The sequence below is a fragment of the Nitrospira sp. BLG_2 genome, assembly GCF_049222245.1.
The window spans coordinates 1-15,605 of record NZ_JBLYIG010000610.1 but is presented as its reverse complement, the minus strand read 5'-3'; the positions used below and the strand labels follow the sequence as shown (position 1 = coordinate 15,605).

The 15,605-nt window shown below is 54.3% G+C and carries 14 protein-coding genes and 1 pseudogene; 6 read left to right on the top strand and 9 right to left on the bottom strand.

The features are described 5' to 3' along the window. From ACOSYY_RS16220 to ACOSYY_RS16210, 3 genes are all read right to left on the bottom strand, one after another. Positions 1 to 1,651, bottom strand: a 1,651-nt coding sequence (locus ACOSYY_RS16220; protein ID WP_421663749.1) for a RecQ family ATP-dependent DNA helicase, incomplete at its 3' end; no start/stop codon positions are given. Between the two features lie 118 nt (positions 1,652 to 1,769). After that, positions 1,770 to 3,266, bottom strand: coding sequence for a hypothetical protein (locus ACOSYY_RS16215; RefSeq protein ID WP_421663747.1), 1,497 nt, complete (start codon positions 3,264 to 3,266; stop codon positions 1,770 to 1,772). A 114-nt stretch (positions 3,267 to 3,380) separates the two neighbouring features. Beyond that, a complete protein-coding gene (locus ACOSYY_RS16210; RefSeq protein WP_421663745.1) occupies positions 3,381 to 3,899 on the bottom strand; it encodes a hypothetical protein in 519 nt (172 codons plus the stop codon). Between the two features lie 429 nt (positions 3,900 to 4,328). Here ACOSYY_RS16210 and ACOSYY_RS16205 point away from each other — a divergent pair, with 429 nt between their 5' ends. The 3 genes from ACOSYY_RS16205 (at position 4,329) to ACOSYY_RS16195 (ending at position 6,375) form a co-directional block, all read left to right on the top strand. Further along, a complete protein-coding gene (locus tag ACOSYY_RS16205) occupies positions 4,329 to 4,673 on the top strand; it encodes a hypothetical protein (RefSeq protein WP_421663743.1) in 345 nt (114 codons plus the stop codon). Positions 4,674 to 4,870: 197 nt separating this feature from the next. Then, complete coding sequence (locus ACOSYY_RS16200) at positions 4,871 to 5,038, top strand: hypothetical protein (RefSeq protein WP_421663741.1); 168 nt, start codon at positions 4,871 to 4,873, stop codon at positions 5,036 to 5,038. A gap of 332 nt (positions 5,039 to 5,370) precedes the next feature. Next, positions 5,371 to 6,375: a cysteine synthase A gene (locus ACOSYY_RS16195; RefSeq protein WP_526023336.1), complete on the top strand. Its 1,005-nt coding sequence runs from the start codon at positions 5,371 to 5,373 to the stop codon at positions 6,373 to 6,375. 147 nt (positions 6,376 to 6,522) lie between these two features. Here the strand turns inward: ACOSYY_RS16195 and epsC are convergent, their stop codons facing one another. Beyond that, entirely contained in the window at positions 6,523 to 7,491 is a 969-nt protein-coding gene (epsC, locus tag ACOSYY_RS16190; RefSeq protein ID WP_526023335.1) for a serine O-acetyltransferase EpsC, read from the bottom strand. Positions 7,492 to 7,697: 206 nt separating this feature from the next. On the opposite strand from epsC, the gene ACOSYY_RS16185 reads away from it, so the two are divergent. Then, entirely contained in the window at positions 7,698 to 8,906 is a 1,209-nt protein-coding gene (locus ACOSYY_RS16185) for a PepSY-associated TM helix domain-containing protein (RefSeq protein WP_421663736.1), read from the top strand. A gap of 225 nt (positions 8,907 to 9,131) precedes the next feature. Here ACOSYY_RS16185 and ACOSYY_RS16180 read toward each other — a convergent pair whose 3' ends face one another. After that, complete coding sequence (locus tag ACOSYY_RS16180; protein ID WP_421663735.1) at positions 9,132 to 9,347, bottom strand: hypothetical protein; 216 nt, start codon at positions 9,345 to 9,347, stop codon at positions 9,132 to 9,134. A 388-nt stretch (positions 9,348 to 9,735) separates the two neighbouring features. Between ACOSYY_RS16180 and hflK the strand changes: the two genes are divergently transcribed. Further along, positions 9,736 to 10,866: an FtsH protease activity modulator HflK gene (gene hflK, locus ACOSYY_RS16175; protein WP_421663733.1), complete on the top strand. Its 1,131-nt coding sequence runs from the start codon at positions 9,736 to 9,738 to the stop codon at positions 10,864 to 10,866. After that, positions 10,863 to 11,723: a protease modulator HflC gene (hflC, locus tag ACOSYY_RS16170; RefSeq protein ID WP_421663732.1), complete on the top strand. Its 861-nt coding sequence runs from the start codon at positions 10,863 to 10,865 to the stop codon at positions 11,721 to 11,723. The genes hflK and hflC overlap by 4 nt, the downstream gene beginning before the upstream one ends. Positions 11,724 to 11,726: 3 nt before the next feature. On the opposite strand, the gene ACOSYY_RS16165 is transcribed toward hflC, so the two are convergent. From ACOSYY_RS16165 to ACOSYY_RS16150, 4 genes and pseudogenes are all read right to left on the bottom strand, one after another. Continuing rightward, positions 11,727 to 13,409 (bottom strand): formate--tetrahydrofolate ligase, encoded by a 1,683-nt coding sequence (locus ACOSYY_RS16165; protein ID WP_421663730.1) that lies wholly within the window; start codon positions 13,407 to 13,409, stop codon positions 11,727 to 11,729. 163 nt (positions 13,410 to 13,572) lie between these two features. Next, positions 13,573 to 14,589 (bottom strand): M23 family metallopeptidase, encoded by a 1,017-nt coding sequence (locus ACOSYY_RS16160; RefSeq protein WP_421663728.1) that lies wholly within the window; start codon positions 14,587 to 14,589, stop codon positions 13,573 to 13,575. Positions 14,590 to 14,688: 99 nt separating this feature from the next. Then, a complete protein-coding gene (gene cutA / locus ACOSYY_RS16155; protein ID WP_421663726.1) occupies positions 14,689 to 14,985 on the bottom strand; it encodes a divalent-cation tolerance protein CutA in 297 nt (98 codons plus the stop codon). Positions 14,986 to 15,297: 312 nt separating this feature from the next. Next, a pseudogene (locus ACOSYY_RS16150) lies at positions 15,298 to 15,605 on the bottom strand (M20/M25/M40 family metallo-hydrolase); the annotation flags it as partial.

The following is a 15,605-nucleotide window of genomic DNA, read 5'->3' as shown; positions in this document are numbered from 1 at the left end:
GTTCAATGAGCCGGCGGTCCGGTGAAGCCTGCGGGCTTGCAATTAAGGCGGCGCGCGAGCGACGCGGTTTCTTCATCGATCCACCGGACGGAGAGTCCTCTGCCTGGTCCAGGGTTAGCGTACGAAGCCCTTGCACAACCTCTCGTCCTTTGGGTGTCACATCGAGCGTGGGATACTCGGTACCTTGGACTTGGATATACCCTGAGCCGATGAGAGTCTTCACGAGATTCGTCACCGACACCTTTGTCTGGGCACGACCGATGCCGTAGGTAGGACAGTCTTCTGCGCCGTAAGCCAGCAGCGCTTTTGAACGGCTTCCACGAAGAATGTCGACGAGTCTCCCCATACCGAACCGTCCTCTGCACCATGACACAGTATCCATGATGGCCTTCGCAAACGCAGCAGTCTCGCGAGAGATCATTCCACTCGGCTGCACAACACAACGATCACATAGGCCGCAAGGTTCCAGGAGCGGATCAGCTTGATCATTAAAGTAGCCGAGAATCGCGACTTGCCGGCAGGTCGACACCGACACGTACCCCAGGAGCTCTCGGAGCAGAGTGTCCATGCGCTCTGCACGCCCGGTGCTTTCTGAATCCTTTGACGCCTGCGCAATGAAATATTCTTGTGTGGCCACATCGCGTTCATGGAACAGCAACACACAGGCAGCTGGTTGTCCGTCACGGCCGGCGCGCCCGGCCTCCTGGTAATACGCCTCCACGCTGCCCGGAATGTCGAAATGGAGGACCAGCCGAACATCCGGCTTATCGATACCCATACCGAAAGCATTCGTGGCTACTAGAATCCTCAGTGTCCCTTGGCGGAAATCGTCATGCACGAGTCGCCGTTGCTCATCCGGGAGCCCTGCATGGTAATAGCCGACCGATGGATGGGATTGTCCCAACCAGGACGCCACCTCTTCTACCGTCCGGCGAGTCGCGCAATAGATGAGGATGGTGCCCTTCTGCGTCCCGCAAACCAAGCGCTCCACCGTTCCCAGTTTCTCTTTGAGGGTCCGACAATGATGGACGGACAAGGCCAGATTCGTACGCCGAAAACCCGCGACCAATCGGAACGGATCACGAAGCGACAACTGCCGACACAGATCCGTCTGCACACGAGCGGTGGCTGTTGCCGTCAAGGCCAAGCAGGGTGGATTCGTGAGCTCGCGGCGCAGGCGACCGATCTTGAGATAGTCGGGCCTGAAATCATGACCCCACTGGGAGACGCAGTGTGCTTCATCGACCACCAGTAGCGAAACCCACAGGGAACGCAACAGTCGGAGAAACCCTTCATGCTGCATACGTTCAGGCGCCAGATAGAGCAGTTGAACTTGCCGCTGTTGGAGGTCCTGCGTCACGCGGCTCTTTTCCAAACCGCTGAGACCGGAGTGGAACGCCGCCGCGGCAATCTTCCGCTGCCTCATGGCCGTCACCTGATCTTGCATCAACGCGATGAGTGGAGAAATCACCAACGTCAACCCAGGGAGGAGAGTGGCCGGCAATTGATAGCAGAGCGACTTCCCTTGCCCCGTCGGCATGATCGCCATCGCATCGCGCCCGGCCAATACGGCGCGAATGACGTCCTCCTGACCGGGCCGGAACGCCGCAAACCCGAACCGTTCGTTGAGCTGTCGAGTCAGATCATCCACGTGAGGTGAAACAGAAAGATAAAGATGGAGTGGCGGAACAAGTCAAAGCGAAGGCAATATAGACGAGTACCTGTGGGCAAGTCGAGAGCTCCCCCCTCACCATCTCTGTCTCTCCTCCCTAGGGGCAGGCATTGGGAACTGCTGGTTTCCCCGGACGTTTAGTATCCATGAGCGTGCTGCGCCCCGAGAGGTAAAACACGCCGTCCGTGTCCAGCTCTGTCGCATAAAACACGTCGTTCGGCCCGGCGGAAAATTGCACAACCTGATTTTGACAGGTGCCGGTAGGTTGAGGTGGGCAGGTGGGGCAGGTCCTGATGGTCGCAGTACTCTGGCCGAAGATAATTGTGTCCCAGAAGGCGCAGAACGTGATCGTGGGCGCCGCCTTGGGCGCTCCCGGGCATAGCCGTAAGACCGATTGATCCATGGCGTTCTTGCAAATACTGGCAGGAATCGACACTTCCAATGACACCGGTACGTTACAGCTTAGTCCCGTGGTTGTGGCAAAGCCGCTTGCTGTCACGTGGAACTCCCCGGGAAGCAGGTCGACAGTCGTGGCGGTAATGGTGACCGGGGGCGCACTCGCAGCGGCACGGCTCGTGATGTTGCTGGTAATCCCTGTTTGAAGAAATCCCTTCTCGATGAGGACACCCCAATCTGCGTTCTGATGGCGAAATCCGGCGATGGGATCGAACGGGATCTGGTTCCCTTGATCCAACACCAAGCCGATCTTAAGGTGCTGATCGGACCCGACAGCCACACCGGTGAGATTGACGGGACCACTCAATAATCCGGAGATCATGTCCACGATGCTTTTGGACGGAATAGTAATCGGCGCCATGGCGGGGATTGTCTTCGCCTGCCCTCCCGGAGTCGTTGGTGGAATAATCTTGCCGTTCACACTGTCGAGGACGCCCTGCAAGACCTGGGCGGAAATCATGTCGTAGTTCCGACTTCGCTGACCAGAACTACAGACGACGTTTTCACTGAAACCTTTATCGTAGAGTTCATGGAATCCCAGTTGTAGCGCGACGCCGCTGCAATCCGTATCGTTGGAATCACAGGTAAGCATGCGGCGGCGCTCCGTCAAATCCGCCACGGTCTGGGGGGAAATTAGGTGAGGAATCAGCCTGAGGCGAAGTGTGAAGGAACGTGTCGATACCACTGTTTGGCTCAGCCGATAGGTGTTTTGCGTCGGATCCTGCGGATCGAGCTCATCTTTCCGCAACCAGGGCATCATATCGATCGCCAAGAGGTTGATCCGATGGCCGGCGTTATCGAAACGTTGTTCAAGCTTCGCCTGCGTCACCTTCACCCCTCCAGAAGGAATATGCCCGGGATCGCCTTCGGCAATCGTGAGCTGTTGTTGAGGGGCAGTTTGGGGAAATGGCTGATCCATTTCCGCCAATACGCGTTCCTTCATATACCCGTCGCGCAATTCGATAGCGACACTCATCGTGGCCGCCTGCTGTGCCTCCGGGCCAAAATTCGGTGGTTGTCCGGTGATGGTCGGGCAGGCCGGCGGCGGAATCGTGATGGTTTGCGAACCACTGCAACCTGTGAACCCCATGATCGCACCACATAGAAGCAAAACCGAGAAGGACGGTTTCTGTCTCATGCAGTTCCTTTCTTAAACGAGGTATGAAGCGAGGTCTCGTGCTCTAGAGATCATCCGATAACAAGAACGTGTGTAGGAGAATTACGGTAATAAGAAATTATGGCATCAAGATTTTCAGGCAGCCAGTGAAGCGGAAGGAGCGGCCTGGTCTGTTACGTTCAGCGCTTCGAGCCGGTCGCTCTTTTGATGACATGCATTCATCTTGCGCATGATCATCGTTCTCAAATCTTCATCGATATGGGAGAGCGCTTCTCGGACGCCGATAAAATCGCCATCCTCCGCCAGATGGGCAGCGATGCCGATGAGCGGCAAGACGCCGGCATCGCCCATGGCTTTAGCGATCTCGATGGCTCCTGACCGATTTCCTGCCTTGACGAAGACTTGAGGCAGCTCGAGATAAAAGTGACTGGCCAAGAGCGACGGATCAGGACATGAGATGATGGTGTCCTTCACGGCCTGTACATTGCCCCGCTCCGATTCGATGAACAGCATCATTTGCCAAGCCTCCCTCAAGTGTCGTCTGTCAATCATCCCGCTGACAATCTGTCTCGCCCCAGCGGCATCGCCTTCCAGAGCTTGCCTGATTGCCTGGTCCTTCAACCGTTCATCCTTGGCGGTTTGGGTTGATCCCATCTCTCGCTCCTCTCTGCACTCTGTCGGAGTACCAAATTGGAAATTTAAGAACATCTGTTTCGAAATGTAGCGGTGAACAACGCTCTTGTCGATCTTTTCATGCCAAATTGACAGACCCATTCGCCATACAGCCGGTACAGCAGCTCCCAGCAATCAGGCGTTGCTATTTCACGTCAAACGGTGGCTCTATCTGTGGGAAGTGAAGGCTGTAGAAAACAGACAAGGGTCAGAGGGCGACAATGTTCCACCGTTGCATGGTAAGAAGTGGTTCGCATTTTCGTGAAGATAATCTCGTTCTGACTCTGCCAACGGAAAGAATAATAGGCTCAACTCCTGGGCTTTCTTCAAAAATTGCTCAGCTCGGAATCCTAAGGAATCTATTTCCTCTCTTCACTTGCGCATCTGAAATGACCAGCTATACTTCCTCTGATGCATTCCTCGAAATACATCCTCTGGCAAGACGAAAACGGGTGGCGGGGGTACCTGGAAGCCTATCCCGAACACGAAGCTCACGGAGAGTCGTTCGAAGATCTACAAAGTAAGCTGTGGCAACTGCATCAAGACCTTGCCGGCCAAGAGCGAGAACGAGACCAATACGGGTACCGCAGCCCAGAACACGGCCAATACGGGAACGGAAAGCACGACCGGAATCATAACCCCACATTCACGCTCTCACCTTACACCCCAACGATATCCCGCCCCCTGTCGCGCGCCCAGATCAAGCGCCGAGCCCGAGTGGAACAGCTCCTGTTTGCAATGATCAGCAATCGCTGAGGGCGTCAAGCTCATGGCATCCGACTATCTCGCACCGCCAAACTTCGATTGGATCCAACAAAAGCCCCTGCAACCGTAAGCTAGCGTATTCCCTTATCGGTCGTTAGGTAAACCCCTTGTTCGCTTGACCCAAGGATAATCGCGTGTTGGAATTTATGTGAAATACATTTCACTTTCGCCTGTAGACGAGGGATCCCATGAAAGCGATCAAATATTTCTACTTGGACGATGAAAAGCAGTGGCTCGGCTATCTGGCAAATTTCCCTGACCATTGGGCACAGGGAGAGACCTTCGAAGCATTGCAAGCCAACTTGTACCGGTTGAACTTTGACCTAACGCTGCTGGAAGCGCTGCGAAGCTTCTGAACTCAGCCTTCCATAAGCGGTCATAGAGATTGCACGGCAATGCGAGCTAAGGCATGCAAACGGCAATCACAGGCATCGGCGCTCATAACTCTTAATAGACTGGATGAACCAACCCGCCGGTAAGGGACTCATCGACACAAAGTATTTTTGCCTCTCGTACTTCATTCCTCCCACACCTGAACCATCGAGGACTGAAGCATTTTTGGTGTATCTTCGTGGATCTACGGACTTCGTTCGATTTTCTTTGAGTACCCCCTTGCGTTTTGTCACGAAGAACAGTATCCAAGACAAGCGCAACGATGGCCCGGCTGGTGAACCTGACTCCTTCATCAATGAATACGTCGCATTACCATGGCGTGGACCACCACGTCGGCAATACACCGCTCATCCGCCTGCGCCGCTTGTCGGACTTGACTGGCTGTGAACTCCTCGGCAAGGCGGAATTCATGAATCCCGGTGGATCAGTGAAGGACCGTGCCGCACTTGGCATCATCCTCGATGCCGAGGAGAAAGGGCTCCTGAGGCCTGGCGGCACCATCGTCGAAGGGACAGCGGGGAACACCGGCATCGGCCTCACGATTGTCGGCCATGCCCGAGGCTACCATTCCGTCATTGTCATTCCCGAAACTCAGTCACAGGAAAAGATCGACCTTCTCCGCACGCTGGGCGCAGAGGTGCTCCCCGTGCCGGAGAAGCCGTATTCCCATCCCGATAACTACAACCATGTCGCCCGGCGGATGGCAGAGGAAAAGGGATGGTTTTGGGCCAACCAATTCGACAATACCGCCAATCGCCTCGCGCACTACCGCACCACTGGCCCGGAAATCTGGGATCAGACCAAGGGAGAAGTGAGCGCTTTTGTCTCCGCTGTAGGCACCGGAGGCACGCTGGGCGGAACCACCCTATATCTCAAGGAACGCAATCCGAAAATCACGATTGGTTGCGCCGATCCTTACGGCGCGGCGATGTGGTCGTGGTTTACCAACGGCAACACGGAGACAAACGATGGCGATTCCTTTGCTGAAGGCATCGGCCAAGGCCGCGTGACCAAGAACCTCGAGGGTATTGCGGTCGATGTCGCGTGGCGCATTCCAGACCAGAGCGCGCTCACCATTCTGTACCAGCTTCTGCGCGAAGAGGGGCTGTTTCTCGGTCTATCGTCCGGCATCAACGTCGCCGGCGCGGTGCGGATGGCTCTTGAGGGCGGACGGGACCAGACCATCGTGACGATCTTGTGCGATTCAGGCGCGAAGTATCAATCGAGAATCTTCAATCCGGAATGGCTATCGTCCAACGGACTGAGGACGGATGTGTCCATCGAGGCCCTTCTTGAATAGTGCAGCGCGGCCGAGCGTCTGGCGGAATCCGTCTTAGACCGAATGTTCTTGAGCAGCTCTGTCCAGATCACAACCCGCTTGTAGCCCGATAGGCCTGAATTTCGAGGATCTCGATCTGCAAACAAACGAGACGATCCAGCGCTATGCCTACTCGTCGGTGGGGGGAATCTTGATCGAGTTCGGGTGAATGGTCGCTGAGGTGCGCATCTGCGCCTGGATGACATGGCTGTGTGCCGGCACGCTTTGAGTCAGCCACACATTCCCGCCGATCACGGATCCCTGTCCGATTGTGACCCGTCCCAAGATTGTCGCCCCCGCATAGATGACCACATCATCCTCCACAATTGGATGACGGGGCTCTCCCTTGATCAGAACGCCCTGTGCACCTTCTGAGAACCGCTTGGCGCCGAGCGTGACGGCCTGATAGAGACGGACCCGTCGGCCGATGACGGTTGTTTCGCCAATCACGACACCGGTCCCATGATCGATGAAAAAATGGCTGCCGATTTCAGCAGCAGGGTGAATATCGATGCCGGTGAGTGAATGTGCGATCTCTGAAATCAACCGACCAATCAACGGCACACCTAAGCGATGCAAGGCATGGGCGATACGATAGTACATGATGGCCGTTATGCCAGGATAGCAGAGAAGAATCTCTGAGGTGCTGGTGGCCGCAGGATCCCCACGATACGCGGCTTGTAAATCGGTGACGAGCAATCCCCGGATAGCGGGAAGCTGGCTTGCCAATTCAGTCGTGACCCTCTCTGCTCGGTCAAGAAGCCAGCGGTTGTCCGGATTGTCCTCGTTGGACGCGAATACCAATCCTCTCCGGACCTGTTCCTGTAAGAGAGGCAAGGTTTGACTCAAATTGTGGCCTACGAATTGATCGGTATTGACCTCGTCCAAATCCAGGGGGCCGTAGTGTCTCGGAAATAACGTGGCACTCAAGCCTTCGACAATGCCGAGTAGGGCCTTCCGCGACGGTAATTGGTGAATCCGCCCTGGGTGCCTGATGTTGTGTGTAATTTCACGCGAGGCACGCAGTTCCGATACAATCTGATCCACGTTCCACTTAGTCTCGGAACGGTTCTGCCGGTGCATCGTATCGTCGTCCATAACTTTAGTGCGCTAGCGATCGAGCCGGACTCGGGCTAGAATACCGACATCGTCGCCCGTATTGTAGATCGCCATCGACAGGATGGCAGTTCCATGCAAACCAGCTCGCCTTCGCCCGATTGGTTGGCACTGATGTTCATACCTCACGGCGAACAATAGCACGGTGATCTTAGCAGATGCCATTCCCATTCATGAAGAACCGCCACATGCAACTGGCAAATTGGCTCCATACATGGATCGGCCTTCTCTTTGGGTGGCTCTTGTTTGCGGTGTTTCTTACCGGGACACTGACGGTGTTCGACACGGAGATCACGTCTTGGATGCAACCAGAGTTGTTTGAAACCACATCCGATACCCGTGAGCATGGTAAATCTGTGCCGTGGGAGGTGCAACTCACCTCACAGCCTGTACTGGAGGATTGGGACGGTTCCTTTGACCAGCCGATTCTCCACGTGATCAAACTACAGGAGAAGCGAACCTTTTCGGGACAAACGATGGATCCCGTCACTGGTCGTCTGGTGACCTTCCGCGACACGCAGGGCGGTGATTTCTTCTATCACTTCCATTATGGGCTGCTCTTCGGGGGGCCTGGTGCATGGATGGTTGCTGGCGCCGCGATCATGATGCTCCTCACTCTCTTCACCGGCCTGTGTAGTCATCGGTGGATCGCCAAGGAGGTGATGACGTTTCGCCTCCGGCCTTATCATCCTCGCGTCTGGTTAGATGTGCACAACCTAACAGGCATCCTGATCATCCCATTTCATCTGATGATCGTCGCCACCGGTCTCGTGATTTTCTGGTCGATGTATATGCCGGTGGACATACCGCTGCTGCGCGAAAACGAGGGTATCTTATCGCTGCTCTCCATGTTGCACTTCGCGCAATTCGGAGGCAATCGGATGCGCTGGCTCTATTTCCTCATGGGACTGGCAGCCACGGTGATGATTGCGACAGGACTTGTGCTGTGGACCAGTAAGCGACAGAAACCCCATGCGGGTCATTCCAGCAGAGCGGGCTATCATCTCGTTGGAGTCCTCAACGTCGCGACAGTGGCTGGTTTATTGGTGGCCGTGGCCGCGTTCCTCTGGGCTAATCGACTCTTGCCAATGGCCATGGCCGACCGGTCGCTCTGGGAAATCCGTTGTTTCTTTCTCGTCTGGAGCCTCTGTCTTCTGCATAGTGTTTTCCGAAGAGGCTCCGCCAGGGCTTGGAAAGAGCAATTGTACGGGTCGGCATTCCTGTTGGGCTTCTTGCCTTTACTCAATGGTCTGACGACGAATAGCCATCTGTTGATGACCGTACCCAGAGGGCAGTGGGCTATGGCCGGCGTTGATATGATCGGGCTCGCGGTAGGTGCGGTGCTCGGCTTGACGGCCCGACGTATCGGAAGCGATTTTGTAAGACATCGCGAATAAAAGAGCATCTTTTCATCCAGAAGACATTCTGTTGAGCGCTTTCAAGACTCGAAGTCAGCGAACACCTCGCCGAGGCCCTTTACAGATCGACAATGTAGGTCGAGACAAGTCTATGAAAAGCAATCTAGCGAAGTTCTTCAATGCTGCTGAACCTTGCGGGGCTGTGGAAGACTATGAGTTGGACCCCGAGCACCGACTCACGCGAAATATATGATGACCTAGTGGTTAGATACAGTTGGTATCAATCAATTGCTTTCCAATCTCGATTGCTTTTGCGTGCGCTTCATCTTCGGATTCGCTCGCTGCGCCAATCGTCTGTATAAGTTGCGGATCATCAGCGTCATCTGATTGGGTTGGCCAGATCGTGGTTTCAAGAAGCCAGCTATTTCCAATCCGACGCGCAGCACTGACGATCTTTCTACCGTTGTGTATTATTTCCATGCCTCTCTCCTGTGTCTTAGCATAATAACCACTTCATCGTTCTTCGTCCGAACTCCCTATGCGCACTAACAGATGGTCTGTGCCTGAATCCAGTCTATCCGGCAATCTTCAAATAGAGATCCTACACGAGGCGGTTTTAAATATTACTCCTCTTCCTTAATGAAATCACCAAGGCTACACAGCTTTTGTTCACGGACTCAGGAGGAAAGACACATGGCCAAGTCCCGTCAACCGGCGTGGGGATCCTACAACTTTAGAGCAAAAGAACAAAATTTCGGAATTGGAACAGCATCTGACCTCGAAATTGCACATAGCCATCTTGCTCCTAAGACGACACTCTGTTAATGTGTTCCTTCATCTTTAGCTTTAAACTGGATTACAAATCTGAATGGTGTGGGACCCAAAAGATCCGTGGGGCAAAAAGTCTGATCCGCTTGAAGAGGCCTTCAAGCAGGCTCAATCGCAATTCAAGGACATTTTCCCTCCCGGTGGATTGAAAAACCTCCTGCCCTCAGGCGGCATCATGAATCTCGTCATCGCCGCCGCGCTGATCTTCCTGGTCTGGCAAAGTGTGTTTATCGTCGCCCCGGATGAAGAGGGTGTCGTAAAACGGTTCGGCGTCCCGGTCCGTGCGGTAGAGCCTGGCCCGCACTTCAAAATTCCTCTGGTCGAAACCGTCCTTCAGCCGAAAGTCGCCAAACTCTACCGCGTCGAAGTCGGTTTCCGTACTAACCAGCAAGGCCGCCAGCAGGCAGTACCCCAGGAAGCCTTGATGCTGACCGGCGATATGAACATCCTGGCGATCGAATTCATCGTTCAGTACAAGATCAAAGAAGCCCGCGACTTCCTGTTCAATGTGGCCGATATCCATGAGACCATCGGCAAAGCGGCTGAGGCATCCATGCGGGAAGTGGTCGGCAAGAGCAAGATCGACGAGGCCCTTACCACCGGAAAAGCGGTGATTCAGCAAGACACCATGACATTGCTTCAGACGATTCTCGATCAGTATCAATCCGGCGTGCAGATCGCCGCCGTGCAACTCCAAGACGTCGATCCTCCGGAAGCCGTGGCTGCCGCGTTCAAAGACGTGACGAACGCCAAGGAGGACCGAGAAAAACTCATCAATCAGGCGCAAGGGTACCGCAACGATATCATCCCGAGGGCAAAGGGTGAAGCCGCTGAGCTCGTCAACCGGGCGAGGGGGTTTGCGCAGGCACGGGTCAATCGTGCCCAGGGAGAAACCAATCGGTTCCTCGCCACCTTGAAGGAGTACAACCAAGCGAAGGACGTCATCAGCAAGAGGATCTATATCGAAACTCTGGAAGAAATCCTTCCCAATATGGAAAAGATCATCATTGATGGGAAAGGCGGTGAGCGAATACTGCCCTATTTGCCGTTAGACCGCCTCTCAAAACCAGCCTCCGTAGCAGGAGCCAAGTCTGTCCCGCAACAGGAGGGCGAGGAGCTCCGTCCGGAACCATCCCCTACTACTCTGAAATCGAGAGGTTCCCGCCCATGACGAAGCAGGGATTGGTGATAGCACTCCTCGCCGTGATTGTCGCGTTGTTTGTACTCGGGGCTTCACCCCTCTTCGTCGTAGACGTCATCCAAACGGCGATTGTGGTCCAACTCGGCAAACCCGTTCGCAATATCACCGAACCGGGACTGTATGTAAAAATGCCGTTCGTCCAGGAAGTGACGTACTTTGAGAAACGACTGTTGGACTACGAGTCAAGCGCGCAGGATGTCATTACCCAGGACAAGAAGACGCTGCTTCTGGACAACTTCGCCAAATGGCGAATCACGGATCCCTTGAAGGTGTATCAAGCGTTTCAAAGCCAGCGCGGTGCCCTGCAACGGCTGCATGACATCATCTATTCCGAGCTTCGTGTGGAGTTAGGCCGACACGACCTGATCGAGATCGTCTCAAGCACGAGGGCCGATATCATGAAGGTGGTCACCGAACGAGCGAGAAAAAACGCCTCCGCGTACGGCATTGAAATTCAGGATGTTCGGATCAAGCGTGCCGACTTGCCGGAACAGAACGAGAAGGCGGTCTTTGCACGTATGCAAGCCGAACGGGAACGGCAGGCCAAGCAGTATCGCGCTGAAGGAGCGGAGGAAGCGCAAAAAATCCGATCGGAAGCCGAAAAAGACCGGGAGATTATCCTAGCCCAGGCCTATAAAGAGTCGGAAGAACTTCGAGGCGGCGGGGATGCCAAAGCGTTCCGCATCTATGCCGATGCCTACCGACAGGATCAGAAGTTTTTCGAGTTTACCCGCTCGATGGAAGCGTACAAGACCGCTTTCAAAGACGGTTCGACATTGGTGATGAGCCCGGACTCGGAATTCTTTCGCTATCTCAAGCAACGCTGAGCTTCAGGAAAGTCCCACAATCTTCCCAGTTGCCGGGTCAAGGTTGATCCGCTCTCCGGCTGGCTTCTTGGGCAACCCAGGCATCAGCTGAATGCCCGAGCAGACGGCGGTCACAAAACCTGCTCCGGATAAGATCCGCAACTCTCGGATCGGAACCGTAAATCCAGTTGGTCTTCCCTTCAGCCTCGGATCGTGCGATAGCGACAGGGGCGTTTTTGCCATGCAGACGGGTAAGCCGCCATACCCCAACGCCTCTGCTGTTTCGATTTGACGTGCAGCCTCCGGTTCAAACGTCACTCCCGCCGCCCCGTACATGCAGGTCGCAATGGTCTCGATCTTTTTCTTGATCGGCCAAGACAACTCGTAAAGATGTTTGAAGTGAGCCGGCCTCTCCGATGCCTTGACAACGGCGGCCGCCAGCTGTTCGGCTCCCTTCCCTCCGTCGGCCCAGTGAGTTGAGATGGCCGCATCTGCCGCTCCCATCTTGATCGACTGTTCCCGAACCCAGTCCAATTCATACTGAGGGTCATCCTTAAAGGCATTGACGGCGACAACGACCGGTACCCCGTGCGCTCGGACGTTGGCGATATGCTGTTCCAGATTGATGATTCCCTTCGAGAGCGCTTCCTGATTCGGACCCGTTAGACTCGAAGGCAAGGCAATGCCTGCCTTGGCAACGCCTCCACCGCCATGGAGTTTCAGCGCCCGCAATGTCGCCACGACCACAGCCACTGTGGGAGCAAGCCCCGACGCACGGCACTTGATGTTAAAGAATTTTTCTGCCCCAAGATCGCTGCCGAAGCCCGCCTCTGTTACGACGAAGTCGGCGCATTTCAGTGCAATCGCGTCGGAAATGATCGAGCAGTTGCCATGCGCGATGTTCCCGAAGGGCCCCGTATGGACGAATGCCGGAGTCCCTTCAAGGGTTTGAACCAGATTCGGCATGAGGGCGTCTTTTAGAAGAACAGCCATCGATCCCACGCAACGAAGTTCTTCGGCCGTGACCGGCGTACCGGTCTTCGTCAGCCCCACGAGTATTCGGCCGAGCCGCTCACGGAGATCGCGCTGATCCTTCGCTAAAGCCAATGCGGCCATCACTTCTGAGGCCTCGGTGATCACGAATTGCCCTGAGCGTCTGTCCGTTTCTTCCCCCAACAGGATCTGCCGGAGCGAGCGATCACTGACACTCAAGGTCCGAGGCCACGTAGTCCGTTGAGGATTGATCGAGAGAGTATTGCCATGGAATAGATGATTATCGAGGAACGCAGAGAGCAGGTTGTGGCTGGCAGCCACCGCATGGGCATCGCCAGTCAGGTGAAGATTGATATCTTCCATCGGAGCGACTTGGGCATGTCCTCCACCGGTCCCTCCCCCCTTCATACCAAACACAGGACCAAGAGATGGCTGTCGGAGGGTAAGTGCGGTTCGATGCCCTAACCTCGAGAGTCCCATGGCAAGACCTATCGACGTCGTGGTCTTTCCCTCTCCCAAGGGCGTGGGGTTGATTGCCGTGACAAGGACATACCGTCCATTCGGGACAGTCGTCAGGCGATCTAATATTTGTAGAGAGACTTTCGCCTTATCGCGTCCATAGAGGGTAAGCTCTTCGGCGCGGATCCCAAGCTGGGAACCGATTTCGACAATGGGACGAAGGGTAACGGATTGAGCGATTTCTAGGTCGGTCAAGAGGCTCTCATCTGGTTTTGACTAGATCGCAGGGGCCGAAGTATAGCATAGCCAGTCGGTCAATGATTGGTAGCAAGCTAACGGAATATGGTTGGAGTAATTGGACTGGCCGGGGTATGCAGCAGAAACAATCGATCGAATTCGGTACGCTCTAAACCCGCAGCTACTCCAAGATGTACTTGGTGGGGTCAAGCGTCTGGCCGTTCAATTTCACCATATAATGCAGGTGCGGACCAGTGGCCAAACCCGAACTCCCAACAAGCGCAATGACATCGCCACGATCAACCCTTTGGCCTTCCTTGACCAAAGCCTTGGCAAGGTGTCCGTAGATAGTTTCAACTCCGAATCCATGGTCCACGCGAACCATGTTCCCAAGCTTGGAATCGTACCCTATGGACGTAATCCTTCCTTGGGCCGGTGCATGGACGGGAGTATTCGGCGCAGCCCCGATATCTAATCCATCATGCCAGGCAGGCTTCTCCGTGAAAGGAGAAACTCTCGGACCAAACCCAGACGTAACCCACCCTTTCACCGGCCAAATCGAGGGCGTCGAAGCCCAGCGAGATGACCGCTGCTCAACGGCTTGTGACAATTCATCAAGAATACGTTCCTGCACGGTTGCTTGCTTTGAAAGCCATTCCAAGCCTTCTTTCACTGAAGCAACAGCCTGGAGGTTATCCCGAGATGACTCTAGGCCAATAGCAGTCGAGTGTTCCTGGTTGCCTTCTGATATCTGCCGTGAGGTACCCGATGGTTTTGATTCGTTTCCTCCGGGTATCGTGACTCCTTCTTCGGGAATCGGGACCTCTTCTCCCCCCCTGCCGTTTGCCATGTCTCCGGTCTTGGGCACTTCTATGCCCAGCATGACTCGAAGCCTTTGATTGACCTCATTCATCGCACCGAGACGCTTCTTCAAATCATCAATGGCGGTTGAGAATGCCGCAGTCTGCTCCCGTGCGCTCATAGCTTCAGTACGGAACGCCGCCAACTCCCACACTTCCCCTGTTCTAATGACATAGTGTGAAACTACGAGAAGATCGGCAAGGACGACCACGCCAACACAGACAAGCAATCGACGAAGGAGTTTCTTTGAAAGGCTGAAGCGAATAGGCTTTGCAGTGGATCCTCTGAACACGACAACGGTATAAGCATCACCGTCTTGAATATTGGTCTTACTCATATCCTTCGTCTCCCCTGCCTATGGATACCTACTCTCACTCGCTCTCAATTGGTCAACCCTAAAGATAGTGGTTCGACGAGGCAGTTTCAACCACATTATCTAGGATGTCTCTCGCAGAACCCACTCAAGATAAGGGGGAAACCCTTTACTCACCTGAATCGCTATTATTTCCGGCACTTTATACGAATGAATTTTTCGTATTGTTTCTTCGAGGGAGTTGAATTTATCAGAAGTAGTCTTGATCAGCAGTAACGATTCCTCTTCGTTCATCAACTTCCCTTCCCACCAGTAGGTAGAACGCACTGTGGGAATTGTCGAAGCGCAGGCAGCGAGGCGAGCCCGTACCACATGGTCTGCAATCTTAACCGCTTCATCTTGGTTTGCTGCTGTGACCATGACAATCACGACATGGATCGGTTCAGCCCCCATACAATAGCAAGAATACCCAAGCGCGTCTCTACAATCAACCTCATTACATCGACTTTGCGGCCCATCCTCATTTGTTGGGTGAGCAACATCTATGCCTGATTAGTAAAGATTTATAATGAATATTACATGAAACTACAATAACTTATAAATCAACTAGACTGAAGGATGCTGATCTGGGAGAGCGACGGCATGAGTCGAACCTGGCGGTCAAACAATTTTTGGGACTCAATGTCCAAAACTGACCTTTTCCCATCATTCAGTCATTGTCCAATAGGGGTATCAAGAGCAGATCTTATGCTTTCCCATCTTTGCTAACTTCCAGATGTAATGAGCGAATGTCTTCATTCCTCCTGAGGCCTGACCCCAATCATAATACTCATTGGGAGCGTGATATCCATGCTCGGGCAGGCTCAAACCTATGAAGAGGATCGGTACCTTCCATGTCGTCTGCATGGTAACCACCGCGCCGATTGATCCGCCTTCTCGCACAAAGGCGGGGTCCTTCCCAAACCCTGCCTTTACGGCATGTTTCACACAATCTACGTATGCCCCTGCAAAGGTGCCCTTAAATGGATGAAGCGCGCCCT

Excerpts from the sequence above, each read along its gene's own strand:
- ACOSYY_RS16215 (WP_421663747.1), bottom strand. The coding sequence starts at position 3,266 with ATGAGACAGAAACCGTCCTTCTCGGTTTTGCTTCTATGTGGTGCGATC.
- epsC (WP_526023335.1), bottom strand. The coding sequence starts at position 7,491 with ATGGACGACGATACGATGCACCGGCAGAACCGTTCCGAGACTAAGTGG.
- ACOSYY_RS16205 (WP_421663743.1), top strand. The coding sequence starts at position 4,329 with ATGCATTCCTCGAAATACATCCTCTGGCAAGACGAAAACGGGTGGCGG.
- ACOSYY_RS16200 (WP_421663741.1), top strand. The coding sequence starts at position 4,871 with ATGAAAGCGATCAAATATTTCTACTTGGACGATGAAAAGCAGTGGCTC.
- cutA (WP_421663726.1), bottom strand. The coding sequence starts at position 14,985 with ATGGTCACAGCAGCAAACCAAGATGAAGCGGTTAAGATTGCAGACCAT.
- ACOSYY_RS16185 (WP_421663736.1), top strand. The coding sequence starts at position 7,698 with ATGCAACTGGCAAATTGGCTCCATACATGGATCGGCCTTCTCTTTGGG.
- ACOSYY_RS16195 (WP_526023336.1), top strand. The coding sequence starts at position 5,371 with ATGAATACGTCGCATTACCATGGCGTGGACCACCACGTCGGCAATACA.
- hflK (WP_421663733.1), top strand. The coding sequence starts at position 9,736 with ATGGTGTGGGACCCAAAAGATCCGTGGGGCAAAAAGTCTGATCCGCTT.
- hflC (WP_421663732.1), top strand. The coding sequence starts at position 10,863 with ATGACGAAGCAGGGATTGGTGATAGCACTCCTCGCCGTGATTGTCGCG.
- ACOSYY_RS16160 (WP_421663728.1), bottom strand. The coding sequence starts at position 14,589 with ATGAGTAAGACCAATATTCAAGACGGTGATGCTTATACCGTTGTCGTG.
- ACOSYY_RS16180 (WP_421663735.1), bottom strand. The coding sequence starts at position 9,347 with ATGGAAATAATACACAACGGTAGAAAGATCGTCAGTGCTGCGCGTCGG.
- ACOSYY_RS16210 (WP_421663745.1), bottom strand. The coding sequence starts at position 3,899 with ATGGGATCAACCCAAACCGCCAAGGATGAACGGTTGAAGGACCAGGCA.